Raw genomic sequence first — 16,487 nt, forward strand, 5'->3', positions numbered from 1 at the left:
CCTACTGATGCACCCAACATCACAGCAACGAAACCTCGATATTCGGCTCATGGATGACTTTGAACGAACGCGCTTACCCGGCGCCCTCGAGTTTCTGCGCACGCTTTAGCAAAGAAGAGAGAGTTAATCCGAATATGCCCACCCGCTCGAAGATCATCTATACCTTCACCGACGAAGCTCCTGCCCTCGCCACCTATTCACTGTTGCCTATCGTAGAGGCGTTCACCGCCTCGGCTGATATCGCCGTTGAAACCCGCGATATCTCTCTTGCAGGGCGCATCCTGGCCAGCTTCCCCGAGCAACTGGGTGACAAAGCCGTAGCCGACCACCTCGCCGAACTGGGCGCCCTGGCCGTTACGCCTGAAGCCAACATCATCAAATTGCCGAACATCAGCGCCTCGGTTCCGCAACTGCAAGCCGCGATCAAAGAGCTGCAAGCCCAGGGCTACGCACTGCCGGACTACCCGGAAACCGTGACCTGCGACGCCGACAAGGAAGCCAAGGCGCGTTACGACAAGATCAAGGGCAGCGCCGTGAACCCGGTCCTGCGCGAAGGCAACTCCGACCGCCGCGCACCGTTGTCGGTCAAGAACTACGCACGCAAGCACCCGCACAAAATGGGCGCTTGGGCCAAGGACTCCAAGTCCCACATCGCGCACATGAGCAACGGCGATTTCTACGGCAGCGAAAAAGCCGCCCTGATCGACGCCGCTGACGCCGTGAAAATCGAGCTGATCGCCCAAGACGGCACCGCTACCGTCCTGAAAGAAAAGACCAGCGTACAAGCCGGTGAGATCCTCGATTGCGCGGTACTGAGCAAAAACGCCCTGCGCAGCTTCATCGCGGCTGAAATCGAAGACGCCAAGGCACAAGGCGTGCTGCTGTCGGTTCACTTGAAAGCCACCATGATGAAGGTCTCCGACCCGATCATGTTCGGCCAGATCGTTGCCGAGTTCTATAAAGACGCACTGGCCAAGCACGCTGACGTGCTGGCACAGATCGGCTTCAACCTGAACAACGGCATCGGCGACCTGTACGCTCGTATCAAGGCTTTGCCTGCCGAGCAGCAAGCGCAGATCGAAGCTGACATCCAGGCGGTCTACGCCGTTCGCCCTTCCCTGGCGATGGTCAACTCCGACAAAGGCATCACCAACCTGCACGTGCCGAGCGACGTGATCGTCGACGCCTCGATGCCGGCAATGATCCGTGACTCCGGCAAGATGTGGGGCACCGACGGCCAGTTGCACGACACCAAAGCCGTGATCCCGGATCGCTGCTACGCCACCATCTACCAGGCCGTGATCGAAGATTGCAAAGCCAACGGTGCGTTCGATCCGACCACCATGGGCAGCGTGCCGAACGTTGGCCTGATGGCGAAGAAAGCCGAAGAGTACGGTTCTCACGACAAGACTTTCCAGATCAAGGCTGACGGTGTTGTTCGCGTCACCGACAGCAAGGGCAACCTGCTGATGGAACAGGCTGTTGAAGCCGGCGACATCTTCCGCATGTGCCAGACCAAAGACGCGCCGATCCAGGACTGGGTCAAACTGGCCGTCAACCGTGCTCGCGCCAGCAGCACCCCGGCGATCTTCTGGCTGGACCCGATGCGCGCCCACGACGGCGTAGTGATCGAGAAAGTTCAGGCTTACCTGAAGGATCACGACACTGCCGGCCTGGACATCCAGATCATGGCACCGGTCGACGCGATGAAGTCCACCCTGCAGCGCACCCGCGCCGGCAAGGACACCATCTCGGTAACCGGCAACGTACTGCGCGACTACCTGACCGACCTGTTCCCGATCATGGAACTGGGCACCAGCGCCAAGATGCTGTCGATCGTGCCGCTGATGAACGGCGGTGGCCTGTTCGAAACCGGCGCCGGCGGTTCGGCTCCGAAGCACGTTCAGCAACTGCTGGAAGAAAACTTCCTGCGCTGGGATTCGCTGGGTGAATTCCTGGCCCTGGCCGCGTCCCTGGAACACCTGGGCGTGACCTACAACAACCCCAAGGCGCTGGTTCTGGCCAAGACCCTGGACCAGGCCACTGGCCAGTTCCTGGACAACAACAAGTCGCCATCGCGCAAAGTCGGCAACATCGACAACCGCGGCAGCCACTTCTATCTGGCGCTGTACTGGGCTCAGGCCCTGGCTGCCCAGACCGAAGACGCTGCACTGCAAGCGCAGTTCGCGACCCTGGCCAAGACCCTGACCGAGAACGAGGCGACCATCGTTGCCGAACTCAACGCCGTTCAGGGCAAGCCAGTGGACATCGGCGGTTACTACCACGCCGACGCCGAGCTGATCAGCAAGGCCATGCGCCCAAGCGCAACCTTCAACGCGGCTGTTGCTGCGCTGGTTTAAGGTTGTAAGGGAACATCACAAACCCCGGCCCTGTGCCGGGGTTTGTGTTTTCCGGACCTCACACAATACCGAATAAACACACAACCCCTGTGGGAGCGAGCTTGCTCGCGATAGCGGTATATCATCCAACACCTCTGGTGACTGACTCGCCGCCATCGCGAGCAAGCTCGCCCCCATAGGGATAGTGTTTCAACATTCAAAACCGAGGAAGTTTTATGGACTGGAAACCCCACATCACCGTCGCCACCATCGTCGAAGACAACGGCCGCTTCCTGATGGTCGAGGAACTCAAGCACGGACGCGTGGTGCTCAATCAGCCCGCCGGCCATCTGGATCCGAATGAAACCCTGACCGAAGCCGCCGTGCGCGAAACCCTCGAGGAAACCGGCTGGGACGTCGAACCGACCGGCGTACTGGGCATTTACCTCTACACCGCCCCGAGCAATGGCGTGACCTACCAGCGGGTCTGCTTCATCGCCAAACCACTGAAACACCACGCGGATTATCAACTGGATGACGGCATCGTCGGCGCCAAGTGGTTGACCCGCGAGGAATTAATCGAGCAGCGCGACAACTGGCGCAGCGAGCTGATCATCCGCTGCATCGACGACTATCTGGCAGGCCAACACTTCGACCTCGAATTGATCCGTCCTTCTCTTTAGCCTTGCGGGCCCGAGCCTGCTAGAATCGCGTCCTTTTTCAAGACACTCATTGAATCCCTATGCGTGATCCAGCCCCTTCTGACACACAAAAGAAGCGCGTCATTGTCGGCATGTCCGGCGGCGTGGACTCTTCCGTTTCCGCCCTCCTGCTGATCGAGCAGGGTTATGAGGTGGAAGGCCTGTTCATGAAGAACTGGGAAGAAGACGATGGAACGGAATACTGCACCGCCATGGATGACCTGGCGGACGCCCAGGCCGTGTGCGACAAGATTGGCATCAAGCTGCACACCGCCAACTTCGCCGCCGAGTACTGGGACAACGTGTTCGAGCATTTCCTGGCCGAATACAAGGCCGGACGCACGCCGAACCCGGACATCCTGTGCAACCGCGAAATCAAGTTCAAGGCGTTCCTCGACTACGCCATGATGCTTGGCGCCGACCTGATCGCCACCGGCCACTACGTGCGTCGCCGCGACATCGATGGTCGCACCGAACTGCTCAAGGGCCTGGACCCGAACAAGGACCAGAGCTACTTCCTGCACGCCGTCGGTGGCGAACAGATCGCCAAGACCCTGTTCCCGGTCGGCGAGCTGGAAAAACCGCAAGTGCGCGCCATTGCCGAGAAGTACGAACTGGCGACCGCGAAGAAAAAGGATTCCACCGGGATCTGCTTTATCGGCGAACGCCGCTTCAGCGACTTCCTCAAGCAATACCTGCCGGCCCAGCCAGGCGAGATCAAGACCACCGAAGGCGAAGTCATCGGTCGTCACCACGGCCTGATGTACCACACCATCGGCCAGCGTCAGGGGCTGGGCATCGGCGGCCTGAAAGACGCCGGTGACGAGCCATGGTATGTGCTGATCAAAGACCTGGAACACAACGAACTGATCGTTGGCCAGGGCAATGATCACCCTTACTTGTTCTCCCGCGCCCTGCTCGCCTCGGACATCTATTGGGTCAATCCGATCGATTTGACCGAGCCGCGTACACTGACCGCCAAGGTGCGTTATCGCCAGAGCGACCAGCCCTGCACCCTGGAAAAAACCGCCACCGGTTATCGCGCGACCTTCGATGATCCGCAACGTGCGGTCACTCCGGGCCAGTCCGTGGTGTTCTATGACGGTGAAATCTGCCTCGGCGGCGGCGTGATTGAAGTAGCCGAGCCGTGGACGAGCAAGGGCCAGGCCCTATGAACCCGATTCAGGAGCAACTGACGGCACTGGGCGGGGTGTTTCTCGCCGCGGTGCTGGTGGACAGGATCGCCAAGACCGGCCAGACCAACGAAGCCGGCCTGAGCTGTATGCTCGGTAGCCTGCTGATCCGCGACCCCAAGGACACGCTGGAAGTCTATGGTGGCGACGACATCAACCTGCGCGAAGGCTACCGCGCACTGATCGGCGCCCTCGAACGCGACCCAAGCGCCCTGCAGCGCGAGCCCCTGCGTTATGCCCTAGCCATGCTCGGCCTTGAGCGTCAGTTGGCCAAACGTGGGGACATGCTCGACGTGATCGGCAAACGCCTGCCGCAGATTCAGTCCCAGGTCGAACACTTCGGCCCGGCCCACGAAAACGTGATCGCCGCCTGCGGCGCGCTGTATCAGGACACCCTGAGCACACTGCGCCAGCGCATTCAGGTGCACGGCGACATGCGCAACCTGCAACAACCGAGCAACGCCTCGAAAATTCGCGCCCTGCTGCTGGCCGGCATTCGCTCAGCACGCCTGTGGCGGCAATTGGGCGGTCATCGCTGGCAACTGGTGATCAGCCGCCGCAAATTGCTCAAAGAGCTTTACCCCTTGATGCGTAACGAATAACCCGCATCGACAGAACCGAACTCAGCAATACGCGTAATACGCCGGTCAGTTGGCGACGGACCGGCGGATTTTTTCATGTATGATACGCGCCCCATTTCGTTGCCCGACTGTCCGAGAACACCCCATGCAGCTTTCTTCGCTCACTGCGGTTTCCCCTGTTGACGGCCGCTACGCCGGCAAAACCCAGGCCCTGCGCCCAATTTTCAGCGAGTACGGCCTGATCCGTGCCCGCGTTCTGGTTGAAGTGCGCTGGCTCCAGCGCCTGGCCGCTCACCCTGCCATCAGTGAAGTGCCGGCGTTCTCCGCCGAAGCCAACGCTGTGCTCAACACCCTGGCGGAAAACTTCTCTCTGGAGCACGCCGAGCGCGTCAAAGAGATCGAGCGCACCACCAACCACGACGTCAAGGCCATCGAGTACCTGCTCAAAGAGCAAGCGGCCAAGCTGCCGGAGCTGGCCAAGGTCAGTGAATTCATCCACTTTGCCTGCACCAGCGAGGACATCAACAACCTGTCCCACGCCCTGATGCTGCGCGAAGGCCGTGATGACGTGATGCTGCCGCTGATGCGCCAGACTGCCAACGCCATCCGCGAACTGGCCATCCGTTTCGCCGACGTGCCGATGCTGTCGCGCACCCACGGTCAGCCGGCCTCGCCGACCACCCTGGGCAAAGAGCTGGCGAACGTGGTTTACCGCCTGGAGCGCCAGATCGCCCAGGTCGCTGCCGTTCCGCTGCTGGGCAAGATCAACGGCGCTGTCGGCAACTACAACGCCCACCTGTCGGCCTACCCTGAGATCGACTGGGAAGCCAACGCCCGCGCCTTCATCGAAGACGAGCTGGGCCTGGGCTTCAACCCGTACACCACGCAGATCGAACCGCACGACTACATTGCCGAGCTGTTCGACGCGATTGCCCGCTTCAACACCATCCTGATCGACTTCGACCGCGACATCTGGGGCTACATCTCCCTGGGTTATTTCAAACAGCGCACCATCGCTGGCGAAATCGGTTCGTCGACCATGCCGCACAAGGTCAACCCGATCGACTTCGAAAACTCCGAAGGCAACCTGGGTATCGCCAACGCACTGTTCCAGCACCTGGCGAGCAAACTGCCGATCTCCCGCTGGCAGCGCGACCTGACCGACTCCACCGTACTGCGCAACCTCGGTGTCGGCTTCGCCCACAGCGTGATCGCGTACGAAGCCAGCCTCAAGGGCATCAGCAAGCTTGAGCTCAACGAGCAGAAGATTGCCGCCGACCTGGACGCCTGCTGGGAAGTACTGGCCGAGCCGATCCAGACCGTGATGCGTCGCTACAACATCGAAAACCCGTACGAAAAGCTGAAAGAACTGACCCGCGGCAAGGGCATCAGCCCGGAAGCGCTGCAGACTTTCATCGACGGCCTGGACATGCCAGCCGCCGCCAAGGCCGAGCTGAAATTGCTCACCCCGGCGAACTACATCGGCAACGCTGTAGAACAAGCCAAACGCATCTGATCGACCGCTAGACCCTTTATAAGACGCCCGGCCGCGCCGGGCGTTTTTATTCCCGTCTGAAAAGTGCATTTTTTCAATAGGTTACACATGAATCCTGATATTCCTCTTCAACTTCTGGGCGGCATCACGGCACGGGAATTCCTGCGCGACTACTGGCAGAAAAAGCCGCTGCTGATCCGTCAGGCCATTCCTGATTTCGAAAGCCCGATCGACGCCGACGAACTGGCCGGCCTGGCGCTGGAAGAAGAAGTCGAATCGCGACTGATCATCGAGAATGGCGAGCGCCCTTGGGAACTGCGTCGCGGCCCGTTCGCCGAAGATGAATTCAGCAAGCTGCCTGAAACTGACTGGACCCTGCTGGTTCAAGCCGTGGATCAGTTCGTCCCGGAAGTCAGCGAACTGCTGGAAAACTTCCGCTTTCTGCCGAGTTGGCGCATCGACGACGTGATGATCAGCTACGCCGCACCGGGTGGCAGCGTTGGTCCGCACTTCGACAACTACGACGTGTTCCTGCTGCAAGGCCACGGCAAGCGCAACTGGAAGATCGGCCAGATGTGCAACACCGAGAGCCCGATGCTGGCCCACGCCGACCTGCGCATCCTCTCCGAATTCGAAGCCACCGATGAATGGGTGCTGGAACCGGGCGACATGCTCTACCTGCCACCGCGCCTGGCCCATTGCGGCGTTGCCGTTGATGAATGCATGACCTACTCGGTCGGTTTCCGCGCACCGAGCGCCGCTGAAGTACTGACCCACTTCACCGACTTCCTCAGCCAGTTCCTGTCGGACGAAGAACGCTACACCGACGCCGACGCCTTGCCGGCCGCCGACCCTCACCAGATCCAGCGCGACGCACTCGACCGCCTCAAAGGCCTGCTGGCCGAGCACATGAGCGACGAGCGCCTGCTGCTGACCTGGTTCGGCCAGTTCATGACCGAGCCACGCTACCCGGAACTGGTGGTGGGCCCGGAAGACGTCGAAGAAGAGGACTTCATGTCCGCCCTGGAACAAGGCGCGATCCTGATTCGCAACCCGAGCGCACGCCTGGCGTGGTCTGAAGTCGATGACGACCTGCTGCTGTTCGCCAGCGGCCAGAGCCGTTACCTGCCGGCCAAACTGCGCGAATTGTTGAAGATGATCTGCGCCGCCGACGCGCTGCACGCCGACAACCTTGGCGACTGGCTGAGCGACGAAGACGGTCGCGGGCTGCTGTGCGAACTGGTCAAGCAAGGAAGCCTGGGGTTTGCCGATGAATAAGATTCACGTACGTGTCGCAGACTGGCAGAAGGACAACGCCGAGATCCGGCGCATTCGTGAGACGGTGTTCGTCGCCGAGCAATCCGTTCCGCCCGAGCTGGAATGGGATGCCGATGATGTAACGGCCGTGCATTTCCTCGCCCTCGAAGGCGACTTCCCGATTGGCACCGCCCGCCTGCTGCCTGACGGTCACGTCGGCCGGGTATCGGTACTCAAGGACTGGCGCGGCCTGAAAGTCGGCGATGCGCTGATGCACGCAGTGATTGGTGAAGCCGAAGAGCGCGGGCTGAAGCAGCAGATGCTCAGCGCCCAGGTACAAGCCACGGCGTTCTATGAGCGGCTGGGCTTTCACATGGTCAGTGAGGAGTTCCTGGAAGCCGGGATTCCACACGTGGACATGGTTCGCCATTCGGCATAAGGCCCAGGTGCCGCCATCGCGAGCAAGCTCGCTCCCACATTGGATTTGTGCGCTGCTGAAGATTTCAGCAACACCATCGATCCCTGTGGGAGCGAGCCTGCTCGCGATGAGGCCCGACGAAACACCACAAAACGCCCCGCCATCTCCAGATGCCGGGGCGTTTTGCTGTCTACGATTCAACTTACCCCACCCCGGGCCGACAAACTGTAGGAGCGAGCCTGCTCGCGATGGTCTTGAGAACGCCGCGGGGTGTCAGACTTCCAGCATTATCGTTCACGCCCATCGCGAGCAAGCTCGCTCCTGCAAACCCCGGGCCGACAAAGTGGCAATATCAAGCTTTTAGAACGCGGAGATAACGGACATGTCCCTACGCACCCTGCTCACCACCCTACTGCTCGGCTGCAGTTTTTCGGTGCTGGCTGCCACAGAAATCATCCCCCTCAAATACCACACCAGTGCCGACCTGCTGCCGGTGGCGCAGGATTTCGTCGGCAAGGACGGACAGGTAAGCGCCTACGGCAATCAATTGATCGTCAACGCCGATCAACGCAAGATCGACGAACTTAAAGCCCTTCTTTCCCAACTCGACACCGCACCCAAGCGCCTGCTGATCACCGTCGATACCAGCGACAGCAACTTCCAGGGTGACCAGGGTTATTCGGTGAACGGCGCCAAGCCAAGCCAGTCCCGCATCATCAACTACACCACCGACAGTCGTGACGGCGGCATTCAGCAGGTGCAGGCCAGCGAAGGCACACCGGCGCTGATCCAGGTCGGCCAGAGCGTGCCGCTGACCAGCTCGCAAACCGATTCCTACGGCGACCTGCGCAGCCAGACCGAATACCGCAACGTCACTCAGGGCTTCTACGTCACCGCAAACGTCACCGGCGACATCGTTCATCTGTCGATCAGTACCAACCGTGACCGCATGAGCCAGGAACGTCCCGATGTAGTGAACGTACAAAGCACCGACACAACCGTCACCGGCCACCTCGGTGAGTGGATCCTGCTGGCCGGGGTCAACGGCCAGACCCAGGCCGACAAACAGGGCCTGACCCGCAGCTACTCGACCCAGAGCCGCAACGACATGACTTTGCGGGTGAAAGTCGACACCTTGGACTAAAGCACCAAAAACTGACTGACGAGTCGTATTAGACCAAAGATGTAGTGCCTGAAAAAAAGCACTACAAAACGTTTGACGAGCCAAAAAAGCGAAGGCATGATGGCCTCGCTCCCGCTAATCAGAGGCCCTGGCAAGGGCCTTCGAGGCGATGTTCGCACCTACCCCGCGAACCGCTTCGTGTCTGTACCGCCCACAAGGTGTGTTTGACGAGGTTGTCGACTGGAACGAAGTTGTCCCGAGGGACGGAAGCGTAATAGGTAACCCGGCACCACACTGATGTTCGCACCAAGGCCCACGACGCCCGAATGCGCCCGCAGTTCGCCTTTACCTGCTCACTTCCCCTCGAGCCGATCGTTCATCCCGTCGCCCTCCCCGCCGAATCCGACTTGACCGCTTAAGCTTCTGGTCAGCGAGCGCAGGAATTTTCCACCGCAGAACAACTTTTCATAAAGACGCGACGAGGTTTATCTCCCATGGCACTGACACGCGAACAGCAAATTGCAGCCCTCGAAAAAGACTGGGCTGAAAACCCGCGCTGGAAAGGCGTGACACGCACTTACTCCGCTGCTGACGTCGTCCGCCTGCGTGGCTCGGTTCAACCTGAGCACACCTTTGCAAAAATGGGCGCCGAGAAGCTGTGGAACCTGGTGACCCAGGGTGCCAAGCCAGCCTTCCGTCCTGAGAAAGATTTCGTCAACTGCATGGGCGCCCTGACCGGCGGCCAGGCTGTACAACAAGTCAAGGCCGGCATCCAGGCGATCTACCTGTCTGGCTGGCAAGTGGCTGCGGACAACAACTCCGCCGAATCGATGTACCCGGACCAGTCGCTGTACCCGGTGGACTCGGTTCCAACCGTGGTCAAGCGCATCAACAACTCGTTCCGTCGTGCCGACCAGATCCAGTGGAAAGCCGGCAAGAACCCGGGCGACGACGGCTACATCGACTACTTCGCGCCAATCGTGGCTGACGCCGAAGCCGGTTTCGGTGGCGTACTGAACGCTTACGAGCTGATGAAGAGCATGATCGAAGCAGGCGCCGCCGGCGTTCACTTCGAAGACCAGCTGGCTTCCGTGAAGAAATGCGGCCACATGGGCGGCAAGGTACTGGTTCCTACCCAGGAAGCCGTACAGAAGCTGACCGCTGCTCGCCTGGCTGCTGACGTTGCCGGTACTCCGACCATCATCCTGGCCCGTACCGACGCTAACGCCGCTGACCTGCTGACGTCCGACTGCGACCCGTACGACCAGCCATTCGTGACTGGCGAACGTACCCAGGAAGGCTTCTACAAAGTGCGCGCCGGCCTGGATCAAGCCATCGCTCGTGGCCTGGCCTACGCTCCGTACGCCGACCTGATCTGGTGCGAAACCGCCAAGCCGGATCTGGACGAGGCTCGTCGCTTCGCTGAAGCGATCAAGAAGGAATACCCGGACCAACTGCTGTCGTACAACTGCTCGCCTTCCTTCAACTGGAAGAAAAACCTGGACGACGCGACCATCGCCAAGTTCCAGCGCGAACTGTCCGCCATGGGTTACAAGCACCAGTTCATCACCCTGGCCGGCATTCACAACATGTGGCACAGCATGTTCAACCTGGCGCACGACTACGCCCGCAACGACATGACTGCCTACGTGAAGCTGCAAGAGCAGGAATTCGCTGACGCTTCCAAGGGTTACACCTTCGTGGCGCACCAGCAGGAAGTGGGCACCGGCTACTTCGACGACATGACCACCGTGATCCAGGGTGGCTCGTCCTCGGTAACCGCACTGACCGGTTCGACTGAAGAAGAACAGTTCCACTGATCTGCTTCGCCTGAGACATCAGCCGCTGCGGACCGAATAGAAAGCTAACCGCAGCGCTGCACCTCTGACGCCCCGACTGGTTCGGGGCGTTTTTTTGCCTGCGATTCAATGAGCGCCCCTCTGTAGGAGCGAGCCTGCTCGCGATGAACCTGAGGACGCCGCTGGGTTTCAGGCCCCCAGCGTCATCGTTGACCACCATCGCGAGCAGGCTTGCTCCTACAGGGGATGGTGGTGACCTGGAAAAACATTGATCCAGAGCGCTACGACCGTCAGAAAAATCCGCTAAAACGCTCTCCGCCGCTACTTGCTGTAACGCCCATATAAGACAACTTCCGGAGTATCCGAAGGATAAGCAGTTTAAAAACCAAGCCAAACAATATTGATTATCATTTAGCACGAACTATGTTCGTTACATTCCCTACAAAACATAATTGACGAAATGCCGGCTAATGCCCAAGGCGCAAGGCCTGCGGGGCTTTTGAAGCGCGCTATGTCCTTATTCCTATAAATAATTTCGCTATAGGAATTTTACTTGCCGGGTGTTTAGCCATAAAATCAGCGGGATTGATTGCTGCGACATATCGTCACTGCTTTTGTTTCTTTTCAAGCTCAGAGACCTTTGCTCTCTGTTAAGGATTACCAGCATGCCCGAAGCGACAGGACTCATGGCCCACAACTGGGGCTTTGCCATTTTCCTTCTAGGCGTCGTCGGCCTCTGTGCCTTCATGCTGGGCGTCTCCAGCCTCCTTGGGTCAAAAGCCTGGGGCCGCAGCAAAAACGAACCGTTCGAGTCCGGCATGCTACCTACAGGTGGCGCCCGCTTGCGGCTCTCAGCCAAATTCTATCTGGTCGCGATGTTGTTCGTGATCTTCGATATCGAAGCCCTCTTTCTCTTTGCATGGTCTGTGTCCGTCCGCGAAAGCGGCTGGACCGGATTCGTCGAAGCTCTCGTTTTCATAGCAATTCTGTTGGCAGGCCTTGTCTACCTATTCCGAGTGGGCGCCCTTGACTGGGCTCCGGAAGCTCGGCGCAAGCGGCAAGCGAAGCTGAAACAATGAGGCTTTGGCAATGCAATACAATCTCACCAGGATCGACCCCGATGCTCCTAACGAGCAGTATCCGATTGGCCAGCGGGAAACCGTTTCCGATCCGTTAGAAGATCAAGTCCACAAAAACATTTTCATGGGCAAGCTCGAAGACGTGCTTAACGGCACGATCAACTGGGGGCGCAAGAACTCCCTGTGGCCGTATAACTTCGGTCTTTCGTGCTGCTACGTGGAAATGACCACCGCCTTCACGGCGCCCCACGACATCGCGCGCTTTGGCGCCGAGGTTATCCGGGCATCGCCGCGTCAGGCGGATTTCATGGTTATCGCCGGTACCTGCTTCATCAAGATGGCGCCGATCATTCAGCGTCTCTACGAGCAAATGCTCGAGCCTAAATGGGTCATTTCCATGGGTTCGTGCGCCAACTCCGGTGGCATGTACGACATCTACTCCGTCGTTCAAGGGGTGGACAAGTTCCTGCCCGTGGACGTCTACGTGCCTGGCTGCCCGCCCCGCCCTGAGGCTTTCCTGCAAGGCTTGATGCTGTTGCAGGAGTCGATTGGACAGGAGCGTCGCCCGCTTTCCTGGGTCGTTGGTGATCAAGGCGTCTATCGCGCCGAGATGCCTTCCGAGAAGGAAAAGCGCCGCGAACAGCGAATCGCAGTCACCAACCTGCGCAGCCCCGACGAAGTCTGATCCAGATCTGCTTCTTAAATAGAACGAGAACCTGGCTTCATTCTTTACGTTGACCGAAAGCGATAAATAACCATGACTACAGGCAGTGCTCTGTACATCCCGCCTTACAAGGCAGACGACCAGGATGTGGTCGTCGAACTGAACAACCGTTTTGGCCCGGAGGCGTTCACCGCCCAGCCGACCCGCACCGGCATGCCGGTGCTTTGGGTTGCCCGCGCCAAACTCGTCGAAGTCCTGACCTTCCTGCGTAACCTGCCCAAGCCGTACGTCATGCTCTATGACCTGCACGGCGTGGACGAGCGTCTGCGCACCAAGCGTCAAGGGCTGCCGAACGGCGTCGACTTCTCCGTGTTCTATCACTTGATGTCGATCGAACGTAATAGTGACGTAATGATCAAGGTTGCCTTGTCCGAGGGCGACCTCAGCTTGCCGACCGTCACCAGCATCTGGCCGAACGCCAACTGGTACGAGCGTGAAGTCTGGGACATGTTCGGCATCGACTTCAAAGGTCACCCTCACCTGTCGCGCATCATGATGCCGCCGACCTGGGAAGGTCACCCGCTGCGCAAGGACTTTCCGGCCCGTGCCACCGAGTTCGACCCGTTCACCCTGAACCTGGCCAAGCAACAGCTTGAGGAAGAGTCCGCGCGCTTCAAGCCGGAAGACTGGGGCATGAAGCGTTCCGGTCCGAACGAGGACTACATGTTCCTCAACCTCGGCCCGAACCACCCGTCCGCGCACGGTGCGTTCCGCATCATCCTGCAGCTGGACGGTGAAGAGATCGTAGACTGCGTACCGGACGTCGGTTACCACCACCGTGGTGCCGAGAAGATGGCCGAGCGTCAGTCCTGGCACAGCTTCATCCCGTACACCGACCGTATCGACTACCTCGGCGGCGTGATGAACAACCTGCCGTACGTGCTTTCGGTCGAGAAGCTGGCCGGCATCAAGGTGCCGGAGAAGGTCGACGTCATCCGCATCATGATGGCCGAGTTCTTCCGGATCACCAGCCACCTGCTGTTCCTGGGTACCTACATCCAGGACGTCGGCGCCATGACCCCGGTGTTCTTCACCTTCACCGACCGCCAGCGCGCGTACACGGTGATCGAAGCCATTACCGGTTTCCGCCTGCACCCGGCCTGGTACCGCATCGGTGGCGTCGCCCACGACCTGCCGCGTGGTTGGGAAAAACTGGTCAAGGATTTCGTCGAGTGGATGCCCAAGCGTCTGGACGAATACCAGAAAGCCGCACTGGACAACAGCATCCTGCGTGGCCGGACCATCGGCGTCGCCGACTACAACACCAAAGAGGCCCTGGAATGGGGCGTCACCGGTGCCGGCCTGCGTTCGACCGGTTGCGATTTCGACCTGCGTAAAGCGCGTCCGTACTCGGGCTACGAGAACTTCGAATTCGAAGTACCGCTGGCCGCCAATGGCGATGCCTACGACCGCTGCATCGTGCGTGTCGAGGAGATGCGCCAGAGCATCAGGATCATCGACCAGTGCCTGCGCAACATGCCGGAAGGCCCGTACAAGGCGGATCACCCGCTGACCACGCCGCCGCCGAAAGAGCGCACCCTGCAGCACATCGAAACCTTGATCACGCACTTCCTGCAGGTTTCGTGGGGCCCGGTCATGCCGGCCAACGAATCCTTCCAGATGATCGAAGCGACCAAGGGCATCAACAGTTATTACCTGACGAGCGATGGCGGCACCATGAGCTACCGCACCCGGATTCGTACCCCAAGCTTCCCGCACTTGCAGCAGATCCCTTCGGTGATCAAAGGCAGCATGGTCGCGGACTTGATTGCGTACCTGGGTAGTATCGATTTCGTTATGGCCGACGTGGACCGCTAAGCATGAACAGCACGCTTATCCAGACAGACCGTTTCACCTTGAGTGAAACCGAGCGCTCGGCCATCGAGCACGAGCTGCATCACTACGAAGACCCGCGCGCGGCGTCGATCGAAGCCTTGAAGATCGTCCAGAAGGAACGTGGCTGGGTGCCGGACGGCGCCCTGTACGCCATCGGCGAGATCCTCGGCATCCCGGCCAGCGACGTTGAAGGCGTGGCGACGTTCTACAGCCAGATCTTCCGTCAGCCAGTGGGCCGTCACATCATCCGCGTCTGCGACAGCATGGTCTGCTACATCGGCGGCCACGAGTCCGTGGTCAGCGAAATCCAGAGCAAGCTCGGCATCGGCCTGGGTCAGACCACCGCCGACGGTCGTTTCACCCTGCTGCCGGTCTGCTGCCTCGGCAACTGCGACAAGGCGCCGGCGTTGATGATCGACGACGACACTTTCGGTGATGTGCAGCCTGCAGGCGTTGCCAAATTGCTCGAGGGCTACGTATGACCCTGACTTCCTTCGGTCCGGCCAACCGCATCAAGCGTTCGGCCGAGACTCACCCGCTGACTTGGCGTCTGCGTGACGACGGCGAAGCCGTATGGCTCGACGAGTACCAGGCCAAGAACGGTTACGCCGCTGCGCGCAAGGCCTTCGCCGACATGGCCCAGGACGACATCGTCCAGACCGTGAAAGACTCCGGCCTCAAAGGCCGCGGCGGTGCAGGCTTCCCCACTGGCGTGAAGTGGGGCCTGATGCCAAAGGATGAATCCATCAACATCCGCTACCTGCTGTGCAACGCGGATGAAATGGAGCCCAACACCTGGAAAGACCGCATGCTGATGGAGCAACTGCCCCATCTGCTGATCGAGGGCATGCTGATCAGTGCCCGCGCACTGAAAACCTACCGTGGCTACATCTTCCTGCGTGGCGAATACACCACCGCCGCCAAGCACCTCAACCGTGCCGTGGAAGAAGCCAAGGCAGCCGGCCTGCTGGGCAAGAACATCCTGGGTTCGGGTTTTGATTTCGAGCTGTTCGTTCACACCGGCGCCGGGCGTTATATCTGCGGTGAAGAAACCGCACTGATCAACTCCCTCGAAGGCCGTCGCGCCAACCCGCGCTCCAAGCCGCCCTTCCCTGCCGCCGTTGGCGTGTGGGGCAAGCCGACTTGCGTGAATAACGTCGAAACCCTGTGCAACGTGCCGGCGATCATTGCCGACGGCGTGGACTGGTACAAATCGTTGGCTCGCGAAGGCAGCGAAGACATGGGCACCAAGCTCATGGGCTTCTCCGGCAAGGTCAAGAACCCGGGTCTGTGGGAACTGCCGTTCGGCGTCACCGGTCGCGAGCTGTTCGAAGACTACGCTGGCGGCATGCGCGACGGTTACAAGCTCAAGGCCTGGCAGCCTGGCGGCGCCGGTACCGGTTTCCTGTTGCCGGAACACCTGGACGCACAAATGTACGCCGGCGGCATCGCCAAAGTGGGCACCCGCATGGGTACCGGCCTGGCCATGGCGGTGGACGACAGCGTCAACATGGTGTCCCTGCTGCGCAACATGGAGCAGTTCTTCGCCCGCGAATCCTGCGGCTTCTGCACCCCTTGCCGCGATGGCTTGCCATGGAGCGTCAAGCTCCTGATGGCCATCGAGAACGGTGAAGGCCAGCCAGGCGACATCGAGACCCTGCTGGGTCTGGTCGGTTTCCTCGGCCCAGGCAAGACCTTCTGTGCTCACGCACCGGGCGCCGTGGAACCGTTGGGCAGCGCAATCAAATACTTCCGCCATGAGTTCGAAGCCGGTATCGCGCCAGTCAGCGCCGCCGTCCCGCCTCTGGCAAGGCCGATCGTAGTCGGCGCGTAAACGCTTAAAAAGCGAAGGGTCCGCGCCCTTCGCTTTTCGTGTGATGACGCCTTTAACGGCTGTGTTGATTCACGCGGATAACAAGATTCCATTAGCCACGCCCGCTGA

Annotated in this window: 14 protein-coding genes; all 14 read left to right on the top strand. The window is 59.9% G+C overall.

Annotation, left to right across the window (positions count from 1 at the left end; translation table 11 throughout):
• Positions 1-134 precede the first annotated feature (134 nt).
• Complete coding sequence (locus AC1RS8_RS17050; protein ID WP_489338866.1) at positions 135-2,360, top strand: NADP-dependent isocitrate dehydrogenase; 2,226 nt, start codon at positions 135-137, stop codon at positions 2,358-2,360.
• 215 nt (positions 2,361-2,575) lie between these two features.
• The gene (locus tag AC1RS8_RS17055) at positions 2,576-3,022 is read left to right on the top strand and encodes an NUDIX hydrolase (protein WP_489338867.1); all 447 of its coding nucleotides are present in this window, start codon (positions 2,576-2,578) and stop codon (positions 3,020-3,022) included.
• A gap of 59 nt (positions 3,023-3,081) precedes the next feature.
• A complete protein-coding gene (gene mnmA / locus AC1RS8_RS17060; RefSeq protein WP_489338868.1) occupies positions 3,082-4,215 on the top strand; it encodes a tRNA 2-thiouridine(34) synthase MnmA in 1,134 nt (377 codons plus the stop codon).
• Positions 4,212-4,835, top strand: coding sequence for a high frequency lysogenization protein HflD (gene hflD / locus AC1RS8_RS17065; RefSeq protein ID WP_057714163.1), 624 nt, complete (start codon positions 4,212-4,214; stop codon positions 4,833-4,835). Before mnmA ends, hflD begins: the two co-directional genes overlap by 4 nt.
• 124 nt (positions 4,836-4,959) lie before the next feature.
• On the top strand, positions 4,960-6,330 hold the full coding sequence (purB, locus tag AC1RS8_RS17070; protein ID WP_007972090.1) for an adenylosuccinate lyase: 1,371 nt from the start codon (positions 4,960-4,962) through the stop codon (positions 6,328-6,330).
• A gap of 87 nt (positions 6,331-6,417) precedes the next feature.
• A complete protein-coding gene (locus AC1RS8_RS17075; protein ID WP_489338869.1) occupies positions 6,418-7,587 on the top strand; it encodes a ribosomal protein uL16 3-hydroxylase in 1,170 nt (389 codons plus the stop codon).
• Complete coding sequence (locus AC1RS8_RS17080; protein ID WP_057714161.1) at positions 7,580-8,005, top strand: GNAT family N-acetyltransferase; 426 nt, start codon at positions 7,580-7,582, stop codon at positions 8,003-8,005. Before AC1RS8_RS17075 ends, AC1RS8_RS17080 begins: the two co-directional genes overlap by 8 nt.
• A 361-nt stretch (positions 8,006-8,366) precedes the next feature.
• A complete protein-coding gene (locus AC1RS8_RS17085) occupies positions 8,367-9,128 on the top strand; it encodes a secretin N-terminal domain-containing protein (protein WP_489338870.1) in 762 nt (253 codons plus the stop codon).
• Between the two features lie 473 nt (positions 9,129-9,601).
• The gene (gene aceA, locus AC1RS8_RS17090; RefSeq protein WP_034146910.1) at positions 9,602-10,927 is read left to right on the top strand and encodes an isocitrate lyase; all 1,326 of its coding nucleotides are present in this window, start codon (positions 9,602-9,604) and stop codon (positions 10,925-10,927) included.
• Positions 10,928-11,571: 644 nt separating this feature from the next.
• Complete coding sequence (locus tag AC1RS8_RS17095; protein ID WP_003223812.1) at positions 11,572-11,985, top strand: NADH-quinone oxidoreductase subunit A; 414 nt, start codon at positions 11,572-11,574, stop codon at positions 11,983-11,985.
• A 10-nt stretch (positions 11,986-11,995) separates the two neighbouring features.
• Positions 11,996-12,670 (top strand): NuoB/complex I 20 kDa subunit family protein, encoded by a 675-nt coding sequence (locus AC1RS8_RS17100; protein WP_046037844.1) that lies wholly within the window; start codon positions 11,996-11,998, stop codon positions 12,668-12,670.
• Between the two features lie 72 nt (positions 12,671-12,742).
• The gene (nuoC, locus tag AC1RS8_RS17105) at positions 12,743-14,527 is read left to right on the top strand and encodes an NADH-quinone oxidoreductase subunit C/D (RefSeq protein ID WP_057714159.1); all 1,785 of its coding nucleotides are present in this window, start codon (positions 12,743-12,745) and stop codon (positions 14,525-14,527) included.
• Between the two features lie 2 nt (positions 14,528-14,529).
• On the top strand, positions 14,530-15,027 hold the full coding sequence (gene nuoE, locus AC1RS8_RS17110; protein WP_008020715.1) for an NADH-quinone oxidoreductase subunit NuoE: 498 nt from the start codon (positions 14,530-14,532) through the stop codon (positions 15,025-15,027).
• Complete coding sequence (nuoF, locus tag AC1RS8_RS17115; RefSeq protein WP_057714158.1) at positions 15,024-16,379, top strand: NADH-quinone oxidoreductase subunit NuoF; 1,356 nt, start codon at positions 15,024-15,026, stop codon at positions 16,377-16,379. The genes nuoE and nuoF overlap by 4 nt, the downstream gene beginning before the upstream one ends.
• Positions 16,380-16,487: the final 108 nt, after the last annotated feature.

This window comes from Pseudomonas sp. GW821-FHT12A04 (genome assembly GCF_058807755.1).

Excerpts from the sequence above, each read along its gene's own strand:
- aceA (WP_034146910.1), top strand. The coding sequence starts at position 9,602 with ATGGCACTGACACGCGAACAGCAAATTGCAGCCCTCGAAAAAGACTGG.
- nuoC (WP_057714159.1), top strand. The coding sequence starts at position 12,743 with ATGACTACAGGCAGTGCTCTGTACATCCCGCCTTACAAGGCAGACGAC.
- purB (WP_007972090.1), top strand. The coding sequence starts at position 4,960 with ATGCAGCTTTCTTCGCTCACTGCGGTTTCCCCTGTTGACGGCCGCTAC.
- AC1RS8_RS17095 (WP_003223812.1), top strand. The coding sequence starts at position 11,572 with ATGCCCGAAGCGACAGGACTCATGGCCCACAACTGGGGCTTTGCCATT.
- nuoF (WP_057714158.1), top strand. The coding sequence starts at position 15,024 with ATGACCCTGACTTCCTTCGGTCCGGCCAACCGCATCAAGCGTTCGGCC.
- AC1RS8_RS17085 (WP_489338870.1), top strand. The coding sequence starts at position 8,367 with ATGTCCCTACGCACCCTGCTCACCACCCTACTGCTCGGCTGCAGTTTT.
- AC1RS8_RS17075 (WP_489338869.1), top strand. The coding sequence starts at position 6,418 with ATGAATCCTGATATTCCTCTTCAACTTCTGGGCGGCATCACGGCACGG.
- hflD (WP_057714163.1), top strand. The coding sequence starts at position 4,212 with ATGAACCCGATTCAGGAGCAACTGACGGCACTGGGCGGGGTGTTTCTC.
- AC1RS8_RS17100 (WP_046037844.1), top strand. The coding sequence starts at position 11,996 with ATGCAATACAATCTCACCAGGATCGACCCCGATGCTCCTAACGAGCAG.
- AC1RS8_RS17055 (WP_489338867.1), top strand. The coding sequence starts at position 2,576 with ATGGACTGGAAACCCCACATCACCGTCGCCACCATCGTCGAAGACAAC.
- nuoE (WP_008020715.1), top strand. The coding sequence starts at position 14,530 with ATGAACAGCACGCTTATCCAGACAGACCGTTTCACCTTGAGTGAAACC.
- AC1RS8_RS17080 (WP_057714161.1), top strand. The coding sequence starts at position 7,580 with ATGAATAAGATTCACGTACGTGTCGCAGACTGGCAGAAGGACAACGCC.
- mnmA (WP_489338868.1), top strand. The coding sequence starts at position 3,082 with ATGCGTGATCCAGCCCCTTCTGACACACAAAAGAAGCGCGTCATTGTC.
- AC1RS8_RS17050 (WP_489338866.1), top strand. The coding sequence starts at position 135 with ATGCCCACCCGCTCGAAGATCATCTATACCTTCACCGACGAAGCTCCT.